Source organism: Streptomyces sp. NPDC031379 (assembly GCF_055569615.1).
The window spans coordinates 162,133-188,453 of sequence record NZ_JBVIIT010000018.1 but is presented as its reverse complement, the minus strand read 5'-3'; the positions used below and the strand labels follow the sequence as shown (position 1 = coordinate 188,453).

Annotated in this window: 22 protein-coding genes; 10 read left to right on the top strand and 12 right to left on the bottom strand. The window is 71.4% G+C overall.

All coding sequences use genetic code 11. From position 1 onward, the window contains the following. Positions 1 to 14: 14 nt before the first annotated feature. Complete coding sequence (gene pgi, locus ACZ5CW_RS25630; protein WP_468605183.1) at positions 15 to 1,667, top strand: glucose-6-phosphate isomerase; 1,653 nt, start codon at positions 15 to 17, stop codon at positions 1,665 to 1,667. A 150-nt stretch (positions 1,668 to 1,817) separates the two neighbouring features. Here pgi and ACZ5CW_RS25625 read toward each other — a convergent pair whose 3' ends face one another. From ACZ5CW_RS25625 to ACZ5CW_RS25615, 3 genes are all read right to left on the bottom strand, one after another. Continuing rightward, positions 1,818 to 4,100, bottom strand: a complete 2,283-nt coding sequence (locus tag ACZ5CW_RS25625) for an ABC transporter permease (RefSeq protein WP_468605181.1) — start codon at positions 4,098 to 4,100, stop codon at positions 1,818 to 1,820. A gap of 136 nt (positions 4,101 to 4,236) precedes the next feature. After that, complete coding sequence (locus ACZ5CW_RS25620) at positions 4,237 to 4,989, bottom strand: ABC transporter ATP-binding protein (protein ID WP_468605179.1); 753 nt, start codon at positions 4,987 to 4,989, stop codon at positions 4,237 to 4,239. Further along, positions 4,986 to 5,501 carry a PadR family transcriptional regulator gene (locus ACZ5CW_RS25615; RefSeq protein WP_468605177.1) on the bottom strand — a complete coding sequence of 172 codons (516 nt, stop codon included), beginning with the start codon at positions 5,499 to 5,501 and terminating at the stop codon, positions 4,986 to 4,988. The genes ACZ5CW_RS25620 and ACZ5CW_RS25615 overlap by 4 nt, the downstream gene beginning before the upstream one ends. 128 nt (positions 5,502 to 5,629) lie before the next feature. On the opposite strand from ACZ5CW_RS25615, the gene ACZ5CW_RS25610 reads away from it, so the two are divergent. From ACZ5CW_RS25610 to ACZ5CW_RS25590, 5 genes are all read left to right on the top strand, one after another. After that, positions 5,630 to 6,901 carry an ABC transporter substrate-binding protein gene (locus ACZ5CW_RS25610; RefSeq protein WP_468605175.1) on the top strand — a complete coding sequence of 424 codons (1,272 nt, stop codon included), beginning with the start codon at positions 5,630 to 5,632 and terminating at the stop codon, positions 6,899 to 6,901. 169 nt (positions 6,902 to 7,070) lie between these two features. After that, entirely contained in the window at positions 7,071 to 8,693 is a 1,623-nt protein-coding gene (locus tag ACZ5CW_RS25605) for a glycoside hydrolase family 13 protein (protein ID WP_468605173.1), read from the top strand. 41 nt (positions 8,694 to 8,734) lie between these two features. Beyond that, entirely contained in the window at positions 8,735 to 10,063 is a 1,329-nt protein-coding gene (locus ACZ5CW_RS25600; RefSeq protein WP_468605171.1) for an ABC transporter substrate-binding protein, read from the top strand. Positions 10,064 to 10,074: 11 nt separating this feature from the next. Further along, positions 10,075 to 11,433 (top strand): ABC transporter permease, encoded by a 1,359-nt coding sequence (locus tag ACZ5CW_RS25595; protein ID WP_468605169.1) that lies wholly within the window; start codon positions 10,075 to 10,077, stop codon positions 11,431 to 11,433. 10 nt (positions 11,434 to 11,443) lie between these two features. Continuing rightward, the gene (locus ACZ5CW_RS25590; protein WP_468605167.1) at positions 11,444 to 12,283 is read left to right on the top strand and encodes a carbohydrate ABC transporter permease; all 840 of its coding nucleotides are present in this window, start codon (positions 11,444 to 11,446) and stop codon (positions 12,281 to 12,283) included. Between the two features lie 30 nt (positions 12,284 to 12,313). On the opposite strand, the gene ACZ5CW_RS25585 is transcribed toward ACZ5CW_RS25590, so the two are convergent. The 6 genes from ACZ5CW_RS25585 to tkt form a co-directional block, all read right to left on the bottom strand. Continuing rightward, a complete protein-coding gene (locus ACZ5CW_RS25585) occupies positions 12,314 to 12,811 on the bottom strand; it encodes a lamin tail domain-containing protein (RefSeq protein WP_468605165.1) in 498 nt (165 codons plus the stop codon). A gap of 177 nt (positions 12,812 to 12,988) precedes the next feature. Next, positions 12,989 to 13,771: a 6-phosphogluconolactonase gene (pgl, locus tag ACZ5CW_RS25580; protein WP_468605163.1), complete on the bottom strand. Its 783-nt coding sequence runs from the start codon at positions 13,769 to 13,771 to the stop codon at positions 12,989 to 12,991. Next, positions 13,768 to 14,868 (bottom strand): glucose-6-phosphate dehydrogenase assembly protein OpcA, encoded by a 1,101-nt coding sequence (gene opcA / locus ACZ5CW_RS25575; protein ID WP_468605161.1) that lies wholly within the window; start codon positions 14,866 to 14,868, stop codon positions 13,768 to 13,770. Before opcA ends, pgl begins: the two co-directional genes overlap by 4 nt. After that, the gene (zwf, locus tag ACZ5CW_RS25570; protein WP_468605159.1) at positions 14,865 to 16,403 is read right to left on the bottom strand and encodes a glucose-6-phosphate dehydrogenase; all 1,539 of its coding nucleotides are present in this window, start codon (positions 16,401 to 16,403) and stop codon (positions 14,865 to 14,867) included. The genes opcA and zwf overlap by 4 nt, the downstream gene beginning before the upstream one ends. A gap of 1 nt (position 16,404) precedes the next feature. Further along, positions 16,405 to 17,523, bottom strand: coding sequence for a transaldolase (gene tal, locus ACZ5CW_RS25565; protein WP_468605157.1), 1,119 nt, complete (start codon positions 17,521 to 17,523; stop codon positions 16,405 to 16,407). A gap of 33 nt (positions 17,524 to 17,556) precedes the next feature. Further along, positions 17,557 to 19,644: a transketolase gene (tkt, locus tag ACZ5CW_RS25560; RefSeq protein ID WP_468605155.1), complete on the bottom strand. Its 2,088-nt coding sequence runs from the start codon at positions 19,642 to 19,644 to the stop codon at positions 17,557 to 17,559. Between the two features lie 377 nt (positions 19,645 to 20,021). Between tkt and ACZ5CW_RS25555 the strand changes: the two genes are divergently transcribed. The 4 genes from ACZ5CW_RS25555 (at position 20,022) to ACZ5CW_RS25540 (ending at position 23,517) form a co-directional block, all read left to right on the top strand. Next, entirely contained in the window at positions 20,022 to 20,975 is a 954-nt protein-coding gene (locus ACZ5CW_RS25555) for a heme o synthase (protein WP_468605228.1), read from the top strand. Between the two features lie 90 nt (positions 20,976 to 21,065). After that, positions 21,066 to 21,398 (top strand): hypothetical protein, encoded by a 333-nt coding sequence (locus ACZ5CW_RS25550; RefSeq protein WP_468605153.1) that lies wholly within the window; start codon positions 21,066 to 21,068, stop codon positions 21,396 to 21,398. A gap of 225 nt (positions 21,399 to 21,623) precedes the next feature. After that, a complete protein-coding gene (locus ACZ5CW_RS25545; protein ID WP_468605151.1) occupies positions 21,624 to 22,730 on the top strand; it encodes an amidohydrolase family protein in 1,107 nt (368 codons plus the stop codon). 40 nt (positions 22,731 to 22,770) lie between these two features. Next, a complete protein-coding gene (locus ACZ5CW_RS25540; RefSeq protein WP_468605149.1) occupies positions 22,771 to 23,517 on the top strand; it encodes a nucleotidyltransferase domain-containing protein in 747 nt (248 codons plus the stop codon). Position 23,518: 1 nt separating this feature from the next. Here the strand turns inward: ACZ5CW_RS25540 and ACZ5CW_RS25535 are convergent, their stop codons facing one another. The 3 genes from ACZ5CW_RS25535 to ACZ5CW_RS25525 all read right to left on the bottom strand — a co-directional run bounded on the left by ACZ5CW_RS25535 (position 23,519) and on the right by ACZ5CW_RS25525 (position 26,304). Then, on the bottom strand, positions 23,519 to 24,529 hold the full coding sequence (locus ACZ5CW_RS25535) for a COX15/CtaA family protein (RefSeq protein ID WP_468605147.1): 1,011 nt from the start codon (positions 24,527 to 24,529) through the stop codon (positions 23,519 to 23,521). A gap of 81 nt (positions 24,530 to 24,610) precedes the next feature. Then, complete coding sequence (locus ACZ5CW_RS25530) at positions 24,611 to 25,384, bottom strand: ABC transporter permease (protein ID WP_468605145.1); 774 nt, start codon at positions 25,382 to 25,384, stop codon at positions 24,611 to 24,613. Further along, positions 25,381 to 26,304 carry an ABC transporter ATP-binding protein gene (locus tag ACZ5CW_RS25525; RefSeq protein ID WP_468605143.1) on the bottom strand — a complete coding sequence of 308 codons (924 nt, stop codon included), beginning with the start codon at positions 26,302 to 26,304 and terminating at the stop codon, positions 25,381 to 25,383. Before ACZ5CW_RS25525 ends, ACZ5CW_RS25530 begins: the two co-directional genes overlap by 4 nt. Between the last annotated feature and the right edge of the window lie 17 nt (positions 26,305 to 26,321).

The following is a 26,321-nucleotide window of genomic DNA, read 5'->3' as shown; positions in this document are numbered from 1 at the left end:
GGCTGAAGTCGGAAATGAACGCAGACGGCCGTACCAGGCTCAATCAGACGCCCGAATGGACCGCTCTCGCCAAGCACCGGGAGGAGTTGGCCGACACCCGTCTCAGGGACCTGTTCGCCGCCGATCCGCAGCGCGGCGACGCATACACGCTCCAGGTCGGTGACCTGTACATCGACTATTCGAAGCACCTGGTCACCGACGAGACGCTGCGGCTGCTGCGCGAACTGGCCGCCGCCACCGGCGTGTCAGGGTTGCGGGACGCCATGTTCCGCGGCGAGAAGATCAACGTCACCGAGGACCGGGCCGTGCTGCACACCGCGCTGCGGGCCCCGCGGGACGCCGTGATCGAGGTCGACGGCGAGAACGTCGTGCCGAAGGTCCACGCGGTCCTCGACAAGATGGCCGGCTTCGCCGACCGGGTCCGCTCGGGCGAGTGGACCGGCCACACCGGCAAGCGCATCAAGAACGTGGTCAACATCGGCATCGGCGGCTCCGACCTGGGCCCCGCCATGGCCTACGAGGTGCTGCGCAGCTTCACCGACCGCGATCTGACGGTCCGTTTCGTCTCCAACGTCGACGGTGCCGACCTGCACGAGGCCACCCGCGACCTGGACCCGGCCGAGACGCTGTTCGTCATCGCCTCCAAGACCTTCACCACGATCGAGACGATCACCAACGCGACCTCCGCCCGCTCCTGGGTGCTGGACGCGCTCGGTGACGAGTCCGCCGTGGCCAAGCACTTCGTGGCCCTGTCGACCAACGCCGAGAAGGTCGCAGGCTTCGGCATCGACACGGCCAACATGTTCGAGTTCTGGGACTGGGTCGGCGGCCGCTACTCGTACGACTCGGCGATCGGCCTCTCCCTGATGATCGCCATCGGACCCGACCGTTTCCGGGAGATGCTGGACGGCTTCCGCCTGATCGACGACCACTTCCGCACCGCGCCCGCCGAGGCCAACGCCCCGCTCCTGCTGGGCCTGTTGGGCATCTGGTACGACAACTTCCACGACGCCCAGTCGCACGCGGTGCTGCCCTACAGCCACTACCTGTCCAAGTTCACCGCGTACCTTCAGCAGCTGGACATGGAGTCCAACGGCAAGTACGTGGCCCGGGACGGCAAGCAGGTCGAGTGGCAGACCGGCCCGATCGTCTGGGGCACGCCCGGCACCAACGGGCAGCACGCCTACTACCAGCTGATCCACCAGGGCACCAAGCTGATCCCGGCGGACTTCATCGGCTTCGCTGAGCCGGTGGCCGAGCTGAGCGGTGAACTCAAGGCCCAGCACGACCTGCTGATGGCCAACTTCTTCGCCCAGACCCAGGCCCTCGCCTTCGGCAAGACCGCCGAGGAGGTCCGTGCGGAGGGCGTGCCCGACGAGCTGGTCCCGCACAAGACCTTCCAGGGCAACCGGCCGACGACGACCATCCTGGCCAGGGAACTCACCCCGTCCGTGCTCGGGCAGCTGATCGCCCTCTACGAGCACAAGGTGTTCGTGCAGGGCGCGGTGTGGAACATCGACTCCTTCGACCAGTGGGGCGTGGAACTCGGCAAGGTCCTCGCCAAGCGCGTCGAGCCCGCCCTCACCGAGGGCACCGAGGTACCCGGCCTGGACGCGTCGACCAAGGCACTGGTCGCCAAGTACCGGGAGCTGCGCGGCCGCGGCTGACCCGTGGCCGGACCCGCCCGACGGCCGCCGCGGTGACCGTACCGGCCCGTCCTCGTCGCCGCCCCCGGGGTTCCGCTGTTCCAGGGGCGGCACGCAGGATGCGCGTGCGGTGCACCGCGCCGGCCGAGGTGGGGAGGCCGGGCCGCCGGCTCAGGCCACCGCGCTCAGCGTGTCGGCGAGGCGTCTGCGGGCCGCGCGGGACGCGGGCAGCGCGGCCAGCGCCCCCGCCCCCAGCACGGCAGCCGCGCCCAGCAGGAGCAGCGGTCCCGGGGAGGGGGACTGGGCGATCCCGGCGCCGATGCCGCTCGAGCTGCCCTGGGCGTCGATCAGCCGGCGGGCCAGCGGCAGCCCCAGTGCCGTGGCGGCGACCGCCGCGGCCAGGGCCGTTCCGCTCATCGCCGTGACGGTGATCGCGGTGATCTGCCGCGGCGACATGCCGATCGCCCGCAGCGCCAGCACGTCCCGCTCCCCCTCGCGGACGCTGCCGCCGATCGCGGTGAGCAGCTCGAGGAGGCCGATGAGGGCCAGGACGGCGATCAGCCCGGCGACGACCGCGCGCAGCGGGGACAGCCCGTCGGCCGGGTTCGTCACGGGGTGCACGTCCAGGTGGCCCCGGCCGGCCTTGGTGAGCGCGGCGGCCACGCGATGAGGATCGGCGCCGGGACGCAGACGCAGCTCGTAGAAGGCCGGGGACAGCCCGGGGTCGTTCTCGCGGAGGGTGTCCAGGGAGGTCGTCACCACCCGGCCGGCGTTCTGCGGCTCGATGCCGCGGCCGACGATGTGCAGGATCTGCGGCCGGTCGCCCACCGTCATCCGCACCCAGTCGCCGACCCGCGCGTCCAGCAGGTCCAGCAGGCCCTGGCCGGCCACCGCCTCGTCCGGTCCGCGCGCGGCGCGGCCCTCGGCGAGCGTGTAGGGGTAGGGCTCGTGGCGGGTGCCGATGCCCCGCAGGGCGATGGTTCCGGTCTGGCCGGGGACCAGCGCGGCCACCTCGACACCGGGGTAGGCCGCGGCGACCCGGGCGTCACGGGTCAGCAGCGTGCGCACGCCGTCCGGGTCCGTGGCGCCGTCCGAGCGGACCGTGAGCGCGGTCGGCAGGCCCACCCGCTCGGGGCTGCTGTGGAAACGGTCGATCGTCGTCCACGCACTGAGCGCCACCACGATCAGCACCAGCGGCAGCGTCAGCCGGGCCACGGTCGCCAGGGACCGGCCGCGTCCCGCGAACGCCTGGTGACAGCCGAGGACCAGCGCGGCCGGCAGCCCCAGCCCCAGCGCCCGCCGGGCCAGGCCGGTCAGCCGGCCGCCCGCCGGAGCCGACGGACGCGGCACCGGAACCGGTGGCACCCGCCCCGCCCGCCAGGCCGCGAGACCCGTGGTCAGACCGATGAACAGCACCGCCCCCACGGGCACCGCGCACAACGCCAGGGTGTGCCCGGGCAGCCCTTGCCACACGCCCACGGCGTCCCCGAGCCGTCCGGGGACCCGGCGGCCCAGGGCCTCGGTGAGCGCCGCGGCCGCCACCGAGCCGAGCAGGGCGTACGCGAGGTGCTGGAGCAGGAAGATCCGCACCACCTGGCCGGGGGTGAAGCCGATCGCCTTGAGCACCGAGAGGTCCCGCAGATGTCCGCGGATACGGGTGGCGATCGCCCCGTGCACCGCCAACCCCGCGGCGATCAGGGCACCGACACCGAACAGCCCCAGCACCTGCCCCAGCAGCCGGTTGTCGCCCTGTGCCTCGGAGCGCGCCTGCTGCCACGTGGAGACCTCGCCGACCGCGCCCGCGCCCAGTACGGTGACGGCGCGCTGCACCGCGTAGTCCGTGTCGGCCGGATCGCCCAGCCGCAGCCCGGTCACCTGACCGGCCGGGGCGCGTACGGCGGACGGCAGGGCCCACACCAGCCCCGGCTGCTCACCCGGGCTGTAGTGGGGTTCGGCGCTCTCGGCGATGCCCTCGACGGTGAGGGTGCGGGCGGTGCCGGGCAGCGTGAGGGTGTCCCCGGGCTCGGCCAGCAGGGCCCGCGCCAGGCCGCTCTCCAGCACCACGCCGTCCGGCTCGGCCGGGTCCAGCCAGTGCCCGGCGGTGAGCAGTGGTCGGCCGACGGAGGGCTGCCGCGGGGTGCCGCGCAGCTCCACGGAGGCGCGGGTGCCGCGCGCGGAGACGGTGGCGGACTCGGTGCGGTAGGGGCCGGCGACGGACTCGACGCCGTCCAGCCGGGCGAGCTTGCGGGCGTCCGCGGACGGAACGGTGTGGATCCATACGTGCGCCCCGCGGGCCTGGGTGAAGACCCGCTGCCAGGGGTTCGTGGCATAGCCGAACAGGGCCGTGGCCAGCAGCAGCGAGGCGACGATGCCGGCGGTGGCCAGCACGAGGAACAGTGCCTCGCCGCGATGCGTCCGCAGATCGGAGTGCGCCCAGCGCAGGGTGGCCCGCACGTGCCTCAGCCCCTCGCCCCGCGAAGCACCGCCGGACGGGCCGCCGGTCGGGCCGCCGGACGCGCTGCCGGTCGAGCCGCCGGTCGGGCCGTCCGGCGAGTCGCCGTCCGTGCCGTCAGTCTCTCGGCTCGCGCCATCAGTCCCTCAGCTCCAGCACGCCGGAGGCACCGCCGCGACGCGACGGCGTGCCGTCCAGGGCGGCGTCGTCGGCTATGCGGCCGTCGAAGAAGCTGATCACCCGGTCCGCGGCGCTCGCCAGCCGGGCGTCGTGCGTGACCAGCACGATGGTCTGGCCGCGCCCGTGGAAGCGGGACAGCAGCCGCATCACCTCGCGGGTGCCCTTGCTGTCGAGACTGCCGGCGGGCTCGTCCGCGAGCAGCAGCGGCGGATGGTTGACCAGGGCGCGGGCGAGCGCGACCCGCTGCTGCTCGCCGCCGGACAGCTCGCCGGGCATGCTGCGTTCCTTGCCCTGCAGGCCCAGCTCGGCAAGGAGGTCCGCGCGCTCGGCGCGGGCCTTCCTCGGCGGGACGCCGGCCAGCAGGGCGGGCAGCTCGACGTTGTCGGCGACGGACAGGTTCGACACCAGGTTGAAGAACTGGAAGACGATCCCGATGGCCCGGCGGCGCTCCACGGCCCAGCGCGCCTCGCTGAAGGAGTCCGTGCACCGCCCGTCGAGCCAGATGCTGCCCCCGTCCGGCCGCTGCAGCCCGCCCAGCAGATGCAGCAGGGTCGACTTCCCGGCCCCGGACGGGCCGGTGATCGCCACGAACTCGCCCCGCGCCACCGCGAGGTCGACCCCGCGCACGGCGCGTGCGGGCGCGCCCTCGCCGTGGTGGGTCTTCACCAGCCCCTCGGCGCGCAGCAGGGGAGCGGCAGAGCCGTCGCTCATTCCAGCTCCTCCAGTTCCTCCTGGCACCGCTCCAGCCAGTCGAGGTCGGCCTGCAGGTGCAGCATCGCGCCCTCGATGAGCAGATGGGCGATTCGGTTGTCCCGGTTCTCGGCCGCGGCCAGTTTCGACAGGTTGCGCATGGTGTTGAGGTACTGGCGCCGCTGCCTGTTGATGAGGGCGATCTGGTCGGCGAGACCGGCCTGCGGGGCGACGGCGAGTTTCATGAAGAACTCGTCCCGCACCCGCGGCTCGTCCTCGGTCTCCTCGAACCAGGCGTGCAGCGCCTCCCGCCCGGCGTCGGTGAGGTGGTAGACCTTCTTGTTGGGCCGGCTGGACTGCTCGACGTCCTCGCCCTCGATGAGTCCCGACTTCTCGAGGCGGCCGAGGGTGACGTAGATCTGGCCGACGTTCGGCTGAGGGTACGCGGAGCCCAGCAGTTGCTCAAGGTCCTGCTTCAGCTCGTAGCCGTGGGCCGGACCGCGGGCGAGGAGTGCCAGGAGGGGCAGGCGCACTCGTGCTGTCCTCCTGTCTGCTCAATGTGCTCCAGGCCCTAGTATCGCCCATACCTAACAGGTATACATGGCCTCTGACTCCGGGCGAGGGTGCCGGGAGCCGTGTGTACGTGTTCAGGGAGGAACCTATGCGGTGGATACGCGCCGCCGGTAGGGGCCTCCTGGTTCTCGTCGTGGTCATGACCGGGTACGTCGCCTCCGGCGCGCGGGCCGGCGAGGGCGGCGCCTCCGGCCGCGGCCCCCTGACCCTGGCCACCGCCGGCGATCTCACCGGCTATCTCGGCCCGCTCCTCGAGGGCTGGAACCGCACCCACCCCGGCGAGAAGGTCACCCTCGTCGAGCTGCCGGACTCCTCCGACGAGACCCACGCGCAGATGTCCACCGACCTGCGCGGCGGCGACCGGGGCCGCTTCGACGTCCTGAACATCGACGTCAACTGGACCTCGGAGTTCGCGGCGGCCGGCTGGATCCGCCCGCTGCCCCGGGCCCGCTTCCCGCTGCGGAGCTTCCTGCCGCCGGTCGTGGACACGGCGACCTACGACGGACGCCTGTACGCCGTCCCTTACGTCACCAACGCCGGGCTTCTGCTGTACCGCAAGGACGTCCTCGCCAAGGAGGGCGTGGCCCCGCCGCGCACCTGGGCCGAGCTGGAACGCGACGCGAGGACCATCGCGCCGAAGTACGGACTCGGCGGCTACGCGGGCCAGTTCCTGCCCTACGAGGGCCTCACCGTGAACGCGGCCGAGGCCGTCTACTCGGCCGGCGGCACGATCCTCGGCGCCGAGGGCACCCGTGTCACCGTCGACTCGGCCGCCGCTCGCGAGGGCATCGGCTTCCTCGCCCGCGGCATCCGCGAGGGCTGGATCCCGAGACGGGCGCTGACGTACAAGGAGGAGGAGTCCAAGCAGGCCTTCCAGGACGGCAAGCTGCTCTTCCTGCGCAACTGGCCCTACGCCTACGCCGTCGCGTCCGCCAAGGGGTCCGCGGTCGCCGGGAAGATCGGCGCCGTACCGCTGCCGGGGCCCGACGGGCCGGGGACGAGCGTCCTCGGCGGCTCCAATCTGGCGGTCAACTCCCATGCCCGGCATCCCGACTCCGCCGCGCGGCTGATCGCCTACCTGACCAGTGAGCCCGTCCAGCGCCAGGTGCTCACCCGGGGCGCGCTGCCTCCCGTACGCGCCGCCCTGTACGAAGACCCCGCGCTCGTGGGGCGGTTCCCCTATCTGCCGACCCTGCGCACCGCCGTCCTCACCGCCGCGCCGCGCCCCAAGAGCGCGCACTACGACCAGGTCAGCCTGGCGGTGCAGGCGGTCGTCCAGGACGCGCTCACCGGGCGCCAGACGCCCGGGCAGGCCGTGCGCCGGCTGGCGCGTGAACTCGACGCCATCGCCCGTCGCTAGTTACTTGTTAAGTAACGCGGTCATCACGACTGCGTTCTTCTTGGTGTGAAATGCCCCGTTTTGAACGGCGAACCAGTCGGTAGCCTTCGTTCATCTCATTGACACCCTCGCGCGACGCCTACCTAACATGCATGCATAACAGCCCCCCTTCAGAGACAGGTCCACAGGGTTGAACAGGCATCATTGGTGGCGTGACGCGGTGATCTACCAGGTGTACGTCCGCAGCTTCCTGGACAGCACCGGCGACGGCATCGGCGATCTGGCCGGCGTCCGCGCCGGGCTTCCGTACCTCAAGAAGCTCGGCGTCGACGGCATCTGGCTGAGCCCGTTCTACCCCTCGCCGCAGCACGACCACGGCTACGACGTGGCCGACTACCGCGGCGTCGACCCGGTCTTCGGCGACCTCGCCGAGTTCGACCTGCTGATGGCGGCCGCCCGACGGCTCGGCATCAAGGTGCTGCTCGACATCGTCCCCAACCACTGCTCCAGCGAGCACCCGTGGTTCCGCGAGGCACTCGGCAGCGCACCCGGCAGCCCGGCCCGCGCCCGCTTCCACTTCGCCGACGGCCGCGGCCAGGACGGCAGCGAGCCGCCCAACAACTGGCACGCCATGTTCGGCGGCCCGGCCTGGACCCGGGTCACGGAGTCCGACGGCCGCCCGGGCCAGTGGTACCTGCACATGTTCACGCCCGAGCAGCCCGACTGGAACTGGCGCGACCCCGCGATCCCCGCCGAGTTCGACCAGGTCCTGCGCTTCTGGCTCGACCGGGGCGTGGACGGCTTCCGGATCGACGTGGCGGCCGGCCTGTACAAGCACCCCGGGCTGCCCGACTCGGACGACCCCGAGGCCGACGCCCGCACCCGCGACTCGGTCAACCCGCTGGCCTGGAACCAGCCCGAGGTGCACGACGTGTGGCGGCAGTGGCGCGCCACCTGCGAGGAGTACACCGCGCGCGACGGCCGGGAACGCCTCCTCGTCGGCGAGGTCTCCGTCCCCACCGCCCGCGAACACGCCCTGTACGTCCGCCCCGACGAGCTCCACCAGGCCTTCTTCTTCGACCTGCTCGGCGCCCCCTGGGACGCCGACTCCTTCCGCAAGGTCATCTCCGAGGCCATGCAGGACATAGCCGGCACGGGCTCGACCGTCACCTGGGTCCTCAACAACCACGACCAGGTCCGCACCGTCACCCGCTACGGCGAACCCGCCACCGAGGGCAGCGGCCTCGGCGCCGCCCGCGCCCGCGCCGCCGCGCTGCTCATGCTGGCGCTGCCCGGAGCCGCGTACATCTACCAGGGCGAGGAACTGGGCCTGCCCGAGGTCGTCGACCTGCCCGACGACGTGCTCACCGACCCCATCTTCCACCGTACCGGCAGCCGCGCCCGCATCCGCGACGGCTGCCGGGTGCCGCTGCCCTGGTCCGGGCAGGCGTCCCCGTTCGGCTTCACCTCCGGCGCCGAGGGCGCCAAGCCGTGGCTGCCGCAGCCGGAGTACTTCGCCGAGTACGCCACCGACCGCGCGCTCGCCGACACCCGCTCCTTCTGGCACCTGTACCGCGACGGACTCCAGCTGCGCCACTCCCTGCCCCAGCTGGGCGAGGGCGCGCTGCGCTGGCTGGACACCCCGCCGGGCGTCCTCGGCTTCGTCCGCGGCGACGGCCTGGTCTGCGCCGTCAACTTCGGTACGGCCCCCACCCCCGCGCCGGTCTCCGGCACCCCCCTGCTCTCCAGCGGTCCGTGCCCGCCCGGTGTCCTGCCCGGCTCCACGGCGGCCTGGTGGCTGAACGACCTGTGACCCGAACCGTCAACCCCCATCCCCTCGAAGGGACATCAACGATGATGCGACGACGTACCACCCTGCTCACCAGCTGCACCGCGCTCGCCCTGGCCCTCGGTGCCACCGCTTGTGGCGGTGGCGGGCCGGTCTCCGCTGGCGGCGGTGACAAGGCGCTCAGCGGCCAGACGGTCACCGTGGCCGGTGTCTGGTCCGGCAGCGAGCAGAAGAACTTCCAGAAGGTGCTGGACGCGTTCACCGAGAAGACCGGCGCCAAGACCCAGTTCGTGTCCACCGGCGACAACGTCTCCACGGTCGTCGGCAGCAAGATCGAGGGCGGCAACGCCCCCGACGTCGTGATGGTCCCGCAGGTCGGCGTGCTCCAGCAGTTCGCGAAGAAGGGCTGGCTCAAGCCGCTCTCGGGGACCGCTCGGCAGACCATCGACGCCGACTTCGCCCCCGTGTGGAAGAAGTACGGCAGTGTCGACGGCACCCTCTACGGCCTCTACTTCAAGGCCGCCCACAAGTCCACCGTCTGGTACAGCCCCCAGGCCCTCACCCAGGCCGGGGTCGAGCCGCCGAAGACCTACGACGAGCTGCTGAAGGCCGGGCACACCGTCTCCGACTCCGGTCTCGCCGCGTTCTCCGTGGCCGGGCAGGACGGCTGGACCCTCACCGACTGGTTCGAGAACATCTACCTCTCCCAGGCCGGCCCCGAGAAGTACGACGCCCTCGCCGCGCACCGGCTGAAGTGGACCGACGCGAGCGTGGTGAAGGCGCTCACCACCCTCGGCAAGCTGTTCAAGGACAAGCAGCTGCTCGCGGGCGGCCAGAAGGAGGCCCTGAACACCGACTTCCCCGGCTCGGTGGAGAAGGTGTTCGGACCCAAGCCCGAGGCCGGCATGGTCTACGAGGGCGACTTCGTGGCCGGCGTCGCCCACGACCAGTACGGGAAGGCCATCGGCAAGGACGCGAACTTCTTCCCCTTCCCCGCGGTCGACGGCGGTACGGCACCGGTCGTCAGCGGCGGTGACGCGGCGGTCGTCCTCAAGGACGCCAAGAACGGCAAGGCCGGCATGAAGCTCCTGGAGTACCTCGCCACCCCCGAGGCCGCGGCCGTCTGGGCGAAGGCGGGCGGCTTCCTGTCCCCGAACAAGAAGCTCGACCTCGCCCAGTACGGCGACGACGTCACCCGCGCCACCGCCAAGTCCCTCGTCGGCGCCGGGGATTCCGTCCGCTTCGACATGTCCGACCAGGCACCGGCGGCCTTCGGCGGCACCAAGGGCACCGGCGAGTGGAAGCTGCTCCAGGACTTCCTGCGCGACCCGTCCGACCCGAAGGCGACCGCGGCGAAGCTCGAAGCCGCGGCGGCCAAGGCCTACCAGGGCTGAACGGCAGCACCATGACCGCCACCACACTCGTGAAACAGCAGGCGGGCCCGCGGGCCGCCGGCGCGGCGCGCGGGCGCCGCGGCCGGCGGCGCGCCCGGCTGATCGCCCTCCTCTTCGTCTTCCCCGCGCTGCTCCTGCTCGGCGCGCTCGTCGTCTACCCGGTGCTGTTCTCCGTCGGCCGCAGCTTCTTCGACGCCTCCGGCACCCGGTTCGTCGGCGGTGACAACTACACCGAGATGTTCCGCGACCCGGCCACGCTGAAGGCCATCCGCAACACCACCATCTGGGTCGTCGTGGCCCCGGCGCTGCTCACCGGCCTCGGGCTGATCCTGGCCGTGCTGGTGGAGAAGGTCCGCTGGGCCACGGCGTTCAAACTGCTCCTCTTCATGCCGATGGCGGTGTCCTTCCTCGCCGCCGGCATCATCTTCCGGCTCGCCTACGACGAGGACCCGGACAAGGGTGTCCTCGACGCGGCCGTGGTCTCCGTCCACGACGCCTTCACGGGGACGTCGACGTATCCGACGGCCCGCGGCCGCCAGGGGCTGCTGGACCAGGGCCGCGACGGCTCCTACCTCAGCCACGCGGCCGTCTCCCCGGGCGCTTCGGTGACACTGCCCCTGGTCGGGGTGCTGCCCGAGGACCTGCCCGAGGGCGCTGAACCCGCGCAGGCGGCCGCCTCGCGCAAGGCCGCGGCCGACGAGGTCCGCGGTGCCGTCTACCTGGACTTCACCCCCGGCGGCGGAGGCAGGCAGGGCAAGGTCGACCCGAAGGAGAGCGGCCTGCCCGGCATGAAGGTCCAGGCGCTGCGCGACGGCAGGACGGTCGCGAGCACGACGACCGCCGCCGACGGCTCCTTCCACTTCTCCGGGCTGGACACGGGCTCGTACACGCTGAAGCTGCCGGAGTCGAACTTCGCCGCGCCCTATCAGGGGATTGCCTGGCTCGGCCCGACCCTCGTCACACCGGCGATCATCGGCGCGTACCTGTGGATCTGGACGGGCTTCGCGATGGTGCTGATCGGAGCGGGGCTCGCCACGCTCCCACGGGACGCGCTGGAGGCGGCCCGGATGGACGGCGCGAACGAGTGGCAGATCTTCCGCCGGATCACCGTCCCGCTGCTCGCGCCCGTACTCACCGTGGTCTTCGTGACCCTCGTGATCAACGTGATGAAGGTGTTCGACCTCGTCTACATCATCGCGCCCGGCCCGGTGCAGGAGGACGCCACCGTCCTTGCGACCCAGATGTGGCTCGTCTCCTTCGGCGGCGGCAACAACCAGGGTCTCGGCAGCGCCCTCGGCGTGCTCCTGCTGCTCCTGGTGATCCCCGCGATGGTGTTCAACGTCCGCCGTTTCCGAAGGAGTCAGCGATGAGGAGTCAGCGATGAACGCGATCAGGCGAGGCCTGGGCAACGGCCTGGTGCAGGCCTTCCTGGTGGTGATCGGCCTGGTCTGGCTGACCCCGCTGGCGGGACTGTTCCTGTCCTCTCTCCGCTCGGCCCAGGACACCGCCAAGGGCGGCTGGTGGACGGCCCTGGCCAGTCCCGGGCAGCTGTCCTTCGACAACTACTCGGCGCTGCTGAAGAACGCCGGCATCACCCAGGCCTTCTGGAACACCGTGCTGATCTCGGTGCCGGCGACCACCCTGGTCGTCGTCCTCGCGGCTCTCGCCGGATATGCCTTCGCCTGGCTGGACTTCCCGTTCCGGGAGCCGCTCTTCCTGCTGGTGGTGGCCCTGCTGGTGGTGCCGGTGCAGATCGGCCTGCTGCCGGTGGCCAAACTCTTCGGCCAGCTGGGCCTGTTCGGCACGATCCCCGGTGTCGTCCTCTTCCACGTGGCGTACGGGCTGCCGTTCGCGGTGTTCCTGCTCCGCAACTACTTCGCGGAGATGCCGAAGGAGATGCTGGAGGCGGCGCGGATGGACGGCGGCAGCGAGTGGCGCATCTTCACGCGCCTCGTCCTGCCCGTGGGCCGCCCGGCGATCGCCTCGCTCGCCATCTTCCAGTTCCTGTGGGTCTGGAACGACATGCTGGTCGCCCTGCTCTTCGCCGACAGTTCGTCCCAGCCGCTCACCGTGCAACTGCAATCCCAGATCCGGCAGTTCGGCAGCAACATCGACGTCCTGGCGCCGGGTGCCTTCCTGTCCCTGATCGTGCCGGTGGTCGTGTTCTTCGCCTTCCAGCGGCACTTCGTACAGGGCGTGATGGCCGGCTCGGTCAAGTGACCGAGCCGGACTCCGGCGGCCGTCGCTGCGTCAGCCGTGGTAGCTGATGTACCCGTTGCCGTCCCGGTCGTCGCGGGACTTGGTGTAGGCGTGGGTGTCGGCGTGGGCCCCGGACGGCTTGTACAGGTAGATGGTGTCCTTGTCGTTGTTCCAGATGAAGTTGCAGTTCTGGCGGTAGACGACGTTCTTGGAGTCCGAGTCGGTGCCGTGGCCCCCGCGCAACTGCACGTAGTCGCCGGGCTGGAGGTAGTGGTTGGCGGGGAAGGTGAACTTGTTGCTGCTGGTGGTGTCCCTGACCACGTAACCCTTGAGGTTGATGGTCGCGGTCCGCGAGTAGTTCTTGATCGTCACGTACTCGCTCTTGCTGTTGCCCGTACGGCAGTTGTTGGAGTCCCGCCCCGGGGCGTCGTACTGGACGCCCTTGATCTTCAGGGACGAGGAGTACTCGGTCGCCTGGGCCGGGGCCGCGACGACGACGGCGAGCGTTCCGGCGGTGACAGCGGTGGCCAGTGCGAAGCGTATGCGCATGAGGTCCCCCCTCGATGATGCGGATGGTGCGGCCAGGAGCTTACACAAAAGATGACCGGTACATGTACGTACGGTGCAGAAAATGTGAAGGGCCCGGCTGAGGGGGAGTCACCAAGGCGACGGGGGCGGCAAGGGAATCATCCCTTGCCGCCCCCGTTCGTCACGGTGAAGCGCCCGTCACGGCGACGCCGGCGGATACAGCGAGCGGGGCAGTTGGGATGCCGCGGCAGCGTCGAGCAGCCACAGCGTGCGCGAGCGTCCGTACGCCCCCGCCGCCGGCGCCTGGATCTCGCCCGCTCCCGACAGGGCGATGGCCACCGCCTCCGCCTTGTCCTCACCGGCCGCGAGCAACCACACCTCGCGGGCGGCGCGGATCGCCGGAAGGGTCAGGGAGATCCGGGTCGGCGGCGGCTTGGGCGCGCCGTGCACGCCGACGACCGTGCGCTCGGTCTCCCGCACGGCCGGCAACTCCGGGAAGAGTGAGGCCACATGGGTGTCCGGGCCGACGCCCAGCATCAGGACGTCGAAGGTCGGCACCGGACCGTGGTTCTCCGGCCCGGCCGCCTTCGCCAGCTCCGCCGCGTACGCCTCCGCCGCGGCCTCGACGTCCGTTCCGTACGGGCCGTCGGAGGCGGGCATGGCGTGCACGCGCTCCGGGTCCAGCGGCACGGAGTCCAGCAGAGCCTCGCGGGCCTGCGTGATGTTGCGCTCGGGGTCGCCCTCGGGGAGGTAGCGCTCGTCGCCCCACCACAGCTCGAGGCGGCCCCAGTCGATGGCATCCCGGGCCGGGGCCGCCGCCAGCGCGGCCAGCAGGCCGTTGCCGTTGCGGCCGCCGGTGAGGACCACGGACGCGCTGCCCCGGGAGGCCTGGGCGTCCACGACCTTCGTGATCAGACGGGCCGCGGCGGCCTGCGCCATCAGGTCCTTGTCGTGGTGGACGACCAGCTGCGGAGTGCTCACTTCGCCGCCGCCTTCCTCGCCGGTGCCTTCTTCGCGGTCTTGGCCGCCGCCTTCTTCGCGGGTGCCTTCGCGGCCTCCTCGACCGGCTCGGCCTCCTCGACCGGCTCGGCCTCGGCGACCGGCTCGGCCTCGGCGACCGGCTCGGCCGGCTCCTTCGACGGCTGCTCGGGAACGGTGGCGAGCCGCTCCACGCCGTAGCGCAGCGCCGACGCGTAGGTGTCGTCCGGGTCCAGCCGGCGCAGCTCCTCCGCGATCAGCTCGGCGGTGTCCCGCCGCTTGAGCGCCACCGCGCGGTTCGGCTGACCCTCGATGGACAGCGTGGCCAGCGAGCCGTCCGCGCGGTCCAGGGTGATCGGGCCACCGCTGGTGTCCATGCGGACGGCCGTGAGACCCGGGCCGGAGGAGAGGGAGCGCTTGACGGGGACGTCCAGCCGGTCCGCGAGCCACATCGCCAGCAGCTCGCAGCTCGGGTTGAACTCCTCGCCCTCCACCTCCACGGCCCGCACGTCGCAGACGACCTGGTCCAGCGCCGCCGCGAGCATGGAGCGCCACGGCGTGATCCGGGTCCAGGACAGGTCGGTGTCGCCGGGCGTGTAGGCCTCGGCGCGGGCGGACAGCTCCCGCACCGGTTGCTCGGCGGCATAGGTGTCGGTGACCCGGCGCTGGGCGAGCGCGCCCAGCGGGTCCTTCGCCGGATCCAGCGGGGCGTTCACCGGCCACCACACGACGACCGGCGCGTCCGGCAGCAGCAGCGGCAGGACGACCGAGTCGGCGTGGTCGACGACCTCGCCGTACAGCCGGAGCACGACCGTCTCGCCGGTGCCCGCGTCCGCGCCCACCCGCACCTCGGCGTCCAGACGTGAGGACGTACGGTCGCGCGGGCCGCGCGAGACCCGCTTGATGACCACCAGCGTGCGGGAAGGGTGCTCGCGCGAGGCGTCGTTGGCGGCCTTCAGCGCGTCGTAGGCGTTCTCCTCGTCGGTGACGATGACGAGGGTGAGGACCATGCCGACGGCGGGGGTGCCGATGGCACGGCGGCCCTTGACGAGCGCCTTGTTGATCTCGCCGGCGGTGGTGTCGGTCAGGTCTATCTTCATGGCCGGCGCCAGCTCCGTCCGTCTCGTGCGAGCATCTCGTCCGCCTCCACGGGGCCCCAGGTGCCCGACCGGTACTGCGCGGGCCTGCCGTGCTCGTCCCAGTGCTCCTCGATCGGGTCGAGGATCTTCCAGGACAGCTCGACCTCCTCCGTGCGCGGGAAGAGGTTGGCGTCGCCCAGCAGCACGTCCAGGATCAGGCGCTCGTACGCCTCCGGGCTCGACTCCGTGAAGGACTCGCCGTAGGCGAAGTCCATGGAGACGTCCCGGATCTCCATCGAGGTGCCCGGCACCTTCGAGCCGAAGCGGACCGTGATGCCCTCGTCCGGCTGGACGCGGATGACGATCGCGTTCTGGCCCAGTTCCTCCGTCGCCGTGTGGTCGAAGGGGGAGTGCGGGGCCCGCTGGAACACGACCGCGATCTCCGTCACCCGGCGGCCGAGGCGCTTGCCGGTGCGCAGGTAGAAGGGGACGCCCGCCCAGCGGCGGTTGTCGATCTCCAGCTTGACGGCCGCGTAGGTGTCGGTCTTCGACTTGGGGTCGATGCCCTCCTCTTCGAGGTAGCCGATGACCTTCTCGCCGCCCTGCCAGCCGGCCGCGTACTGCCCGCGCACGGTGCTGCGGCCCAGGTCCTTGGGCAGCCGTACCGCACCCAGCACCTTCTCCTTCTCCGCGGCCAGCGCGTCCGCGTCGAAGGAGGCCGGCTCCTCCATGGCCGTCAGGGCCATGAGCTGCAGGAGGTGGTTCTGGATGACGTCACGGGCGGCGCCGATGCCGTCGTAGTAGCCGGCCCGGCCGCCGATGCCGATGTCCTCGGCCATGGTGATCTGCACGTGGTCCACGAAGGACCGGTTCCAGATCGGCTCGAACATCGTGTTGGCGAAGCGCAGCGCCAGGATGTTCTGGACGGTCTCCTTGCCGAGGTAGTGGTCGATCCGGAACACCTGGTCCGGCTCGAACACCTCGTGCACGACCTTGTTCAGCTCCTCGGCCGACTCCAGGTCGTGGCCGAAGGGCTTCTCGATGACCGCGCGCCGCCAGGAGCCGCCCGACTGGTCGGCGAGACCGTGCTTCTTCAGCTGCTGGATGACGACGGGGAAGGAGCGGGGCGGCACCGACAGGTAGAAGGCGAAGTTGCCGCCCGTGCCCTGGGCCTTGTCCAGCTCCTCGATGGTCGCGCGCAGCCGCTCGAAGGCCTCGTCGTCGTCGAAGGTGCCCTGGACGAAGCGCATCCCCTGGATGAGCTGCTGCCAGACCTCCTCGCGGAACGGTGTGCGCGAGTGCTCCTTGACCGCGTCGTGCACGACCTCGGCGAAGTCCTCGTGCTCCCAGTCGCGGCGGGCGAAGCCCACCAGCGAGAAGCCCGGCGGGAGCAGACCCCGGTTGGCGAGGTCGTACACCGCGGGCATCAGCTTCTTGCGGGACAGGTCGCCCGTGACGCCGAAGATGACCAGGCCCGACGGCCCCGCGATACGCGGGAGCCGTCGGTCGGCCGGGTCACGAAGCGGGTTCGCTCCGGAACCGGAAACGGGTGACAAGTCAGCCCTCCGTGGGGGCGAGGCGCTCGAGCTCCGCCTGGGTGGACTTCAGCAGGTCGTTCCAGGACGCCTCGAACTTCTCGACGCCCTCGTCCTCCAGCACCTGGACCACGTCGTCGTACGAGATCCCGAGCTTCTCCAGCGCGTCGAGTTCGGCGCGCGCCTGCTCGTAGGTGCCGGCGACGGTGTCGCCGGTGATCTCGCCATGGTCCTCGGTGGCCTCCAGCGTGGCCTCCGGCATGGTGTTGACCGTGTTCGGCGCGACCAGCTCGGTGACGTACAGGGTGTCCTGGTACGCCGGGTCCTTCACGCCGGTCGACGCCCACAGCGGACGCTGCTTGTTGGCGCCCGTCTTCTCCAGGGCGTTCCAGCGGTCGGAGGAGAAGACCTCCTCGTACGCCTGGTAGGCGAGACGCGCGTTGGCGACGGCGGCCTTGCCGCGCAGCGCCTGGGCCTCGTCGGTGCCGATCTCGCTCAGGCGCTTGTCGATCTCGGTGTCCACACGGGACACGAAGAAGGACGCCACGGAGTGGATGAGCGAGAGGTCCAGGCCGCGCTCCTTGGCCTTCTCCAGACCCGTGAGGTACGCGTCCATGACGGCGCGGTAGCGCTCCAGGGAGAAGATCAGCGTGACGTTGACGCTGATGCCGTGGCCGATCGTCGAGGCGATGGCCGGCAGACCCGCCTGGGTGGCCGGGATCTTGATCAGGGTGTTGGGGCGGTCGACCAGCCAGGCCAGCTGCTTGGCCTCGGCGACCGTCGCCTTCTCGTTGTGCGCGAGGCGCGGGTCGACCTCGATGGAGACCCGGCCGTCCTTGCCGCCGGTGGCGTCGAAGACGGGGCGCAGGATGTCGGCGGCGTCGCGGACGTCCGCCGTGGTGATCATGCGGATGGCCTCTTCCACGGTGACCTTGCGGGCGGCGAGGTCCGACAGCTGCTGGTCGTAGCCGTCGCCCTGCGAGATCGCCTTCTGGAAGATCGTCGGGTTGGTGGTGACGCCCACGACGTGCTGCTGGTCGATCAGCTCGGCGAGGTTGCCGGACGTGATCCGCTTGCGCGACAGGTCGTCCAGCCAGATCGCGACGCCTTCCTCGGAGAGGCGCTTGAGTGCGTCTGTCATGGAATTACATCTCCTACGTGTCGTATATGAGCGTCAGCGCTGGGCGGCGGTGAGGGATTCCCGGGCCTTGGCGGCCACGTTCTCGGCAGTGAAGCCGAACTCGCGGAAGAGCACCTTGCCGTCCGCGGAAGCACCGAAGTGCTCCAGGGAAACGATGCGACCGGCGTCCCCCACGTACTTGTGCCAGGTCAGGCCGATGCCCGCCTCCACGGCGACACGGGCCTTGACGGACGGCGGCAGCACGGAGTCCCGGTACCCCTGGTCCTGCTGCTCGAACCACTCCACGGACGGCATCGACACCACGCGCGTGGGAACGCCGTCGGCCTGGAGCTGCTCACGCGCCTCGACGGCCACGTGCACCTCGGAACCGGTGGCGATCAGGATCACCTGCGCCTCGCCGCCGTCGGCCTCGAACAGCACGTAGCCGCCCTTGGCCGCGTCCTCGTTCGGCTCGTAGGCCGGCACGCCCTGGCGGGTGAGGGCGAGGCCGTGCGGCTGGCCCTTGCCGAACTCCTTGGTGTAGCGCTTGAGGATCTCGCGCCAGGCGATCGCGGTCTCGTTGGCGTCCGCCGGGCGGACGACGTTCAGGCCCGGGATGGCGCGCAGCGAGGCCAGGTGCTCGACCGGCTGGTGGGTGGGGCCGTCCTCGCCGAGGCCGATGGAGTCGTGCGTCCACACGTACGTCACCGGCAGGTGCATCAGGGCCGACAGGCGCACCGCGTTGCGCATGTAGTCGGAGAAGACGAGGAAGGTGCCGCCGTAGACGCGGGTGTTGCCGTGCAGCGTGATGCCGTTCAGCTCCGCGCCCATGGAGTGCTCGCGGATGCCGAAGTGGATCGTGCGGCCGTACGGGGTGGCCTCGGGCAGCGGGTTGCCCTCGGGGAGGAACGAGCTGTCCTTGTCGATCGTGGTGTTGTTCGACCCGGCGAGGTCGGCGGAGCCGCCCCACAGCTCGGGGATGACCGCGCCCAGCGCCTGCAGCACCTTGCCGGAGGCGGCACGCGTGGCGACGGCCTTGCCCGGCTCGAAGACCGGGAGCTTCTCCTCCCAGCCGGTGGGCAGCTCGCCCTTGGCGATGCGGTCGAAGTCGGCGGCGCGCTCGGCGTTGTTGTTCCGCCACTCCTGGAAGGACTTCTCCCACTCCGCCTTGAAGCGGCGGCCCCGGTCGAGCGCCTGGCGGGTGTGGGCGATGACCTCGTCGGCGACCTCGAAGGACTGCTCGGGGTCGAAGCCGAGGACGCGCTTGGTGGCCGCGACCTCCTCGTCACCCAGCGCGGAGCCGTGCGCGGCCTCGGTGTTCTGCGCGTTCGGGGCGGGCCAGGCGATGATCGAGCGCATCGCGATGAAGGACGGCCGGTCGGTGACCCGCTTGGCCTCCTGGACCGCGGCGAAGATCGCCTCCGGGTCCAGGTCGCCGTTGGCCTGGGCCTCGACGCGCTGGACGTGCCAGCCGTAGGCCTCGTACCGCTTGACGGTGTCCTCGGAGACGGCCGTCTCGGTGTCGCCCTCGATCGAGATGTGGTTGTCGTCCCACAGCAGGACCAGGTTGCCGAGCTTCTGGTGGCCGGCCAGCGAGGACGCCTCGGCGGAGATGCCCTCCTGCAGACAGCCGTCACCGGCGATGCAGTAGACGAAGTGGTCGAAGGGGGACTCGCCCTGCGCGGTGTCCGGGTCGAACAGGCCGCGCTCGTAGCGGGCGGCCATCGCCATGCCCACCGCGTTGGCCACACCCTGGCCCAGCGGGCCGGTGGTGGTCTCGACGCCCTTGGTGTGCCCGTACTCCGGGTGACCCGGGGTCTTCGAACCCCACGTCCGGAAGGCCTTCAGATCGTCCAGCTCCAGGCCGAAACCGGCCAGGTAGAGCTGCGTGTAGAGGGTCAGGGACGAGTGGCCGGCGGACAGCACGAAGCGGTCGCGCCCGACCCACTCCGGGTCGGCCGGGTCGTGCCGCATCACCTTCTGGAAGAGGGTGTAGGCGGCCGGGGCCAGGCTCATCGCCGTACCGGGATGGCCGTTGCCGACCTTCTGTACGGCGTCGGCGGCCAGGACGCGGGCGGTGTCCACGGCCCGCTGGTCCAGGTCGGTCCACTCAAGGTCTGTGGTGGTCGGCTTGGTGCTCACCCTGGGTCAGGGCTCCTCTCCACATGTCGGTCGCCGGTCTTCGGGGCATGCCCCCACCCGGCCGCCGGCGTGCTTCTGCCCGCCGGCCGCTGACGAGCCTACCCCCGTAAGGACGTGCATTTTTTCGAGTGTTTCCAGACTGCCGGGACTCCGTGCGATCCGCCTCCCGACTGGCCGACAAGGCATTTGGCACATGAATACGGAGGCGCTCATCTGACTGCTCAATCGAGTGCCAGTACCCCTCGAATGGGGCCGGCGCCAACACGACCCCACCCCCGCGAAGGCCGGGGTATGGGCAACGTCTAAAGTGGCGTGGTACGCGCGAGCCTTTACCGGAACCTCACACGGGGAGGCTTGCTGGGATGTCTCTGTCAGGGGTGTGCGTGACGGCCGTCGAATCCCGTCCAGCGGGTGCGCTCGGTGCGAGCCAAAGCCCGGTTCACCGGCCGTTCGGGGCCCGTGTCAAGGCGTTCGTGGCGCTGACCAAGCCGCGGATCATCGAGCTGCTGCTCATCACCACCGTTCCGGTGATGTTCCTGGCGCAGCAGGGTGTGCCCGACCTGAAGCTGGTCCTGCTCACCTGCGTCGGCGGCTACCTCTCCGCGGGCGGCGCCAACGCGCTGAACATGTACATCGACCGGGACATCGACGCGCTGATGGACCGCACCTCGCAGCGGCCGCTGGTGACCGGCATGGTCGGCCCGCGCGAGTGCCTGGCGTTCGGCATCACCCTCGCGGTCGTCTCGACGCTGCTGTTCGGGCTCACCGTCAACTGGCTGAGCGCCTGGCTGTCACTCGGAGCGCTCCTCTTCTACGTCGTCGTCTACACGATGATCCTCAAGCGGCGCACGTCGCAGAACATCGTGTGGGGCGGCATCGCGGGCTGCCTGCCCGTCCTGATCGGCTGGTCCTCGGTCACGAACTCGATGTCCTGGGCGCCGATCATCCTCTTCCTCGTCATGTTCTTCTGGACCCCGCCGCACTACTGGCCGCTGTCCATGAAGGTCAAGGAGGACTACGCGCGCGTGGGCGTGCCGATGCTGCCGGTCATCGCCTCCAACAAGGTCGTCGCCCGGCAGATCGTCATCTACAGCTGGGTGATGGTCGCCGTCTCCCTGCTGCTGACCCCGCTCGGCTACACCGGCTGGTTCTACTCGGTGGTCGCCCTGGCGGCCGGCGGCTTCTGGCTCTGGGAGGCGCACGGCCTGCAGAACCGGGCGAAGGCCGAGGTGACCGGGGCCAAGCTGAAGGAGATGCGGCTCTTCCACTGGTCGATCACCTACGTGTCGATCCTCTTCGTCGCGGTCGCGGTGGACCCCTTCCTCCGCTGAACCCTCTGCTCTCCGACGGGAGGGGTGCGTGGTCAAGGCCACGCACCCCTCCCGTCGCCGTTTGATCTACCCGTCGGTAGCATCCTGGCCATGGCAGACACGCAGCAGGTTGACCCGAAGGCCGACGCCAAGGCCGAGCGCAAGGTGGCGAAGCTCGCCCGGCAGATCAGCGCCTTCTCCAAGGCCCACGGCGGTGCCGAGGGCCAGGTGGCCCACATCGGCGAACGCGGGGCCCGCATCGTGCTCGTCGGCGAGGACGGCGGCTGGGGCGACCTCGTGGCGCCCAGCACCGCGATCGCCCAGCAGGCGGTGGAGAAATCCGGCATCACCGTCCACGAGTCCTTCGACGGCGAGTTCGCGGCGAAGGTGACGACGGGCTCGTACGAGTGGAAGCGGATGGCCGGCATGCAGATCGGCGGCTAGAGGGCTTCGTTCGGATCAGCCCGGGTCCGCGACGCCCGGAAACGAAACCTCCTGGCCCGGGCGGTTCCCGTGGTTCGCCGAGGGCCGGCTCGGCGTGGCTTTCCGCGCCCGCGCGACGCGGCCGCACATCGATACGGCCCGCGCCCCTTTGGGGCGCCTGCCGCCACCTGAGCCCGGTTCACCCGTTAGGACGTGTAAGGCAGCTGCGTCCCACGGGGAGCCGGAATGATCGAAACGCCGTCCCTCGTGGACCAGTACTGCCACGGAGTGCTGCGCACCGAGCTGGGCCTCGGCACCTTCGAGGCCCAACTCTCCCGCACCGAGGGACCCCCCGCCCCCGGAACCACCCTCTTCGACACCCAGACCGGTTTCGCCGTGCGGCGCTGGTGCCCGCCCCTGCTCGGCCTGGAACCGCACTGCCCGCCCGCCCGCTATCTCGCCCGACGCCGGGAACTGGGCGTCCTGGAAGCGAGCCGCAGGCTGCTGCGGGGGAGCGGCATCACCACCTACCTCGTCGACACGGGCCTGCCCGGCGACCTCACCGGCCCCGCCGAGATGGCCTGCGACGGCGACGCCGACGCCCGCGAGATCGTCCGGCTCGAACTGCTCGCGGAGCAGGTCGCCGACACCTCCGGCACCGTCGAGTCCTTCCTGGCCAACCTCGCCGAGTCCGTGCACGGCGCCGCCGCGAACGCGGTCGCCTTCACCTCCGTCGCCGGTCTCCGGCACGGCCTGGCCCTCGCGCCCGAGCCACCCGGGCCGGGAGAGGTGCGCGGCGCGGCCGGCCGCTGGCTGGCCGGGCGACGGGTCGGCGGGCCGCTGACCGACCCCGTGCTGCTCAGACACCTGCTGTGGATCGCGGTCTCCTCCGGACTGCCGCTGCAGCTGCACGCCGGACTCGGCGAGCCCGGCTCCCGCATCGACCGCACCGACCCGGTGCTGCTGACCGACTTCGTCCGGGCCACGGCCGGCCTCGGCACCGACCTGATCCTGCTGCACGGCTACCCGTACCACCGCCACGCCGCCCACCTCGCCGGTGTCTTCTCGCACGTGTACGCCGACTCGGGTGCCGCGCTCGTGCGCACCGGCGCCCGCGCGGCCACGGTCCTCGCGGAGATCCTGGAGCTGGCCCCCTTCGGCAAGATCCTCTTCTCCACCGGCGCCCACGGCCTGCCCGAGCTGCACGTCGTCGGCGCCCGCCTCTTCCGCGAGGCCCTGGGCCGCGTCCTGGGCACCTGGGTGGCCGAGGACGCGTGGTCCCTGGAGGACGCCCAGCGGGTGGCCCGGCTGATCGCCGCGGACAACGCGCGACGGGTCTACGGCCTGCGCTGAGGTCTGTACGGCGGGGGCCGACGCTGGCCAGACTGATGGGATGCCGACCGACGCGCTCGTCGCCCGCTTCCTGCACGCACTTGCGGAACTGAACCCGCTCGCCGTCTGGGCGCACGGCTCCCTGGCCGGAGGGGACTACCAGGAGGGCCGCAGCGATCTGGACCTGATCGCGGTGCTGCCCGGCCCGCCGACCCTCGGGACCGTACGGCGCGTGGTGACGCTGCACCGGCGGCTGCGTACCGCGCCGCTGGCCGCGAAGCTCCACTGCAGCTATCTCGCCCCGGCCACCCTGGACGCCCCGGAACGGCCGCATCTCACCTGGGCGCACGCACGGGTGATGCGCCGCCCGGTCACCCCCGTGACCCGGCGCGAGCTGCACGAGTTCGGCCGGGTGCTGCACGGCGAGGCGCCCGCCCGGCTGCTCCCACCGGTACCGGACCGGCAGCTCCATGACTTCGTGGTCCGGGATCAGCGCGACTTCTGGCGGCCCGCGGTGCGCAAGGCCCGGCTGTGGCGGCAGGACGGCTGGGTCGACCTGGGGCTGCTGACCTTCGCCCGGGCCACCGTGACCCTGCGCGAGGGACGGCTGATCTCCAAGCGGCAGGCGCTCGACGAGCTGCCCGCGCTGGGTGCCCCCGCCGAGGTCGTCGCGGACATCGCACGCCGGCGCTACGCGGATCCCGCGGGCCCCGCTCCGGCCGGCGACGGCCGGCTCGCCCGCCGTGCCGAGCTGACCCGCGCCTACCTCGGCCCGGCGATCGACGCGCTGGTCACCAGGTACGGCTGAGTCACGCGCGCGTGCCGACCGCCACCTCGGCCGCCGGACCGGGCAGGTCCGGGGCGGCCTCCGGGCGCTCGCGCAGCGACAGCAGGACACGCAGGGCACCGATCCAGATCAGGCACGAGCCGAGCATGTGAAGGCCGACCAGGACCTCGGGCAGGTGCGTGAAGTACTGCACGTACCCGATCACACCCTGGGCGAGCAGGACCAGGAACAGCTCCCGCGTCCGCGCCAGCGGCCCCCGCGGGGCGTCCACCGCCTTCAGGACGAACCACAGCGCGAACGTCAGCGTGACGACGATCCAGGCGAGCACCGCGTGCAGCTTGGACACGGTCTCCCAGTCGAGGGGGATCCGGTCCACCTCGCTGGAGTCGCCCGCGTGCGGTCCGGCGCCCGTCACCACCGTGCCGACGGCGATCAGCAGCACGGACGCGGTCACCAGGACCCACACCAGCTGCTGCACCGCCTTGCCGACCAGTGGACGCGGCGCGGCGTCGCCCTCCCGGGTGCGCTGCCACATCACCGTCGCGATCGCGATCAGCGCCGTGGAGAGCAGGAAGTGCGCGGCGACCGTGTACGGGTTCAGGCCCACCAGCACCACGATGCCGCCGAGCACCGCGTTGCCCATGACGACCCAGAACTGCGCCCAGCCCAGCCGGGTCAGGCCGCGCCGCCACGGCTTCTCGGAGCGGGCCGCGATGATCGCCCAGCCGACGGCCGCGCACAGCACGTACGTCAGCATCCGGTTGCCGAACTCGACGACCCCGTGGAAGCCCATGGCCCGGGTGGTGGTCAGCGAGTCGTCGGTGCAGCTCGGCCAGGTCGGGCAGCCGAGGCCCGAGCCGGTCAGCCGGACGGCGCCGCCGGTGACGACGATGACCACCGCCATGACGAGCGCGGCGAGGGCCGCCCGCTGCACGGTCCGGGGATCCGGGGTCCAGCGGTCGGCGATGAGGGCGAGCGGGTTGCGCAGGGCCGCCTGGGCGTCGGCGCGGTTCAGCTTTGGCACGCGCACCATCGTAGGCCGCCGCTTGTGCATGCGTTCACGAGGGTCGCTCCCAGCGCGTCACAGGGGTCGCCGCCTGCGCGTTCACGGGACTCACTCCCAGCGGAAGAACCGTCCCGCGGCCGCCAGGCCGAGCACGGCCCACACGGCGAGGATCCCCAGGTCGGCCCAGGGCGTCCCGGCGCCGTGCTGGAGCACGTCCCGCAGACCGTCCGACAGCGCCGAGATCGGCAGCAGGCCGAGGACGTGCTGCCCGGCCGAGCCGAACTTCTCCAGCGGCACGATCACCCCGCCGCCGACGAGCAGCAGCAGGAAGACCAGGTTGGCGGCTGCCAGCGTCGCCTCGGCCTTCAGGGTGCCGGCCATCAGCAGGCCGAGCCCCGAGAACGCGGCCGTGCCCAGGACCAGCAGGAGCAGTACGGCGACGGGGTTGCCGTGCGGGGACCAGCCCAGCGCGAAGGCGATCACCGTCAGCAGGATCACCTGGAGGATCTCGGTGACCAGTACGGACGCCGTCTTCGCGGTCATCAGGGCCCAGCGGGGGAGCGGGGAGGAGGCGAGCCGCTTGAGGACGCCGTAGCGGCGCTCGAAGCCGGTCGCGATGGCCTGCCCGGTGAACGCCGTCGACATCACGGCGAGCGCGAGGATGCCCGGCGTGAGGAAGTCGACCGCCTCGCCCTTGCCGGTGTCGACGATGTCCACGGAACTGAAGAGCGCCAGCAGCAGGGTCGGGATGACGACCGTCAGCAGCAGCTGTTCGCCGTTGCGCAGCAGCATCTTGGTCTCCAGCGCCGCCTGCGCCGCGATCATGCGGGACAGGGGGGCCGCACCCGGCCGCGGGGTGTAGGGGCCCGATGCGGTGGTCATGAGCGCAGCTCCTTGCCGGTCAGCTCCAGGAAGACGTCCTCGAGGGTGTGCCGCTCCACCGAGATCCGGTCCGGCATCACCCCGTTCTGGGCACACCACGAGGTCACCGTGGCGAGCAGTTGCGGGTCGACGTCGCCCACGACCCGGTAGGCGCCCGGGGTCAGCTCGGCGGCCGTGCAGTTCGCCGGGAGCGCCTTGAGCAGGGAGCCCACGTCGAGTCCGGGGCGCCCGGTGAAGCGCAGGGTGTTCTCGGCGCCGCCCTTGCACAGCTGCTCGGGGGAGCCCTGGGCGATGACCCGGCCGCCGTCGATGATCGCGACGTCGTCGGCGAGCTGCTCGGCCTCCTCCATGTAGTGCGTGGTGAGGATGACCGCGACACCGTCGGCGCGCAGGTCCCGCACCAGGTCCCAGGTGGCCCGGCGGGCCTGCGGGTCCAGGCCGGCCGTCGGCTCGTCCAGGAACACCAGCTCCGGGCGGCCCACGACGGCCATGGCGAGCGCGAGCCGCTGCTGCTGGCCGCCGGACAGCCGGCGATAGGAGGTCCGGCCGCAGGAGCCGAGCCCGAGGCGTTCCATCAGCGCGTCCACGTCCAGCGGGTGCGCGTGCAGTCTGGCGACGTGGCGCAGCATCTCGTCCGCTCTGGCGCCCGAGTACACCCCGCCGGACTGCAGCATCACGCCGATACGGGGCCGCAGCTCGGCGGACTGCCGGACGGGGTCGAGGCCCAGGACGCGCACCGTGCCGGAATCCGGCTTCCGGTACCCCTCGCAGGTCTCGACCGTGGTCGTCTTCCCCGCCCCGTTGGGGCCGAGGACGGCGGTCACTCCCGCCTGGGCCACCAGGTCGAGGCCGTCCACCGCGGTCTTCGTGCCGTACCGCTTCACCAGGGCCTGGACCTGGACCACGGGCTCACTTCGCATGGCTCAAGAGTCTAGGG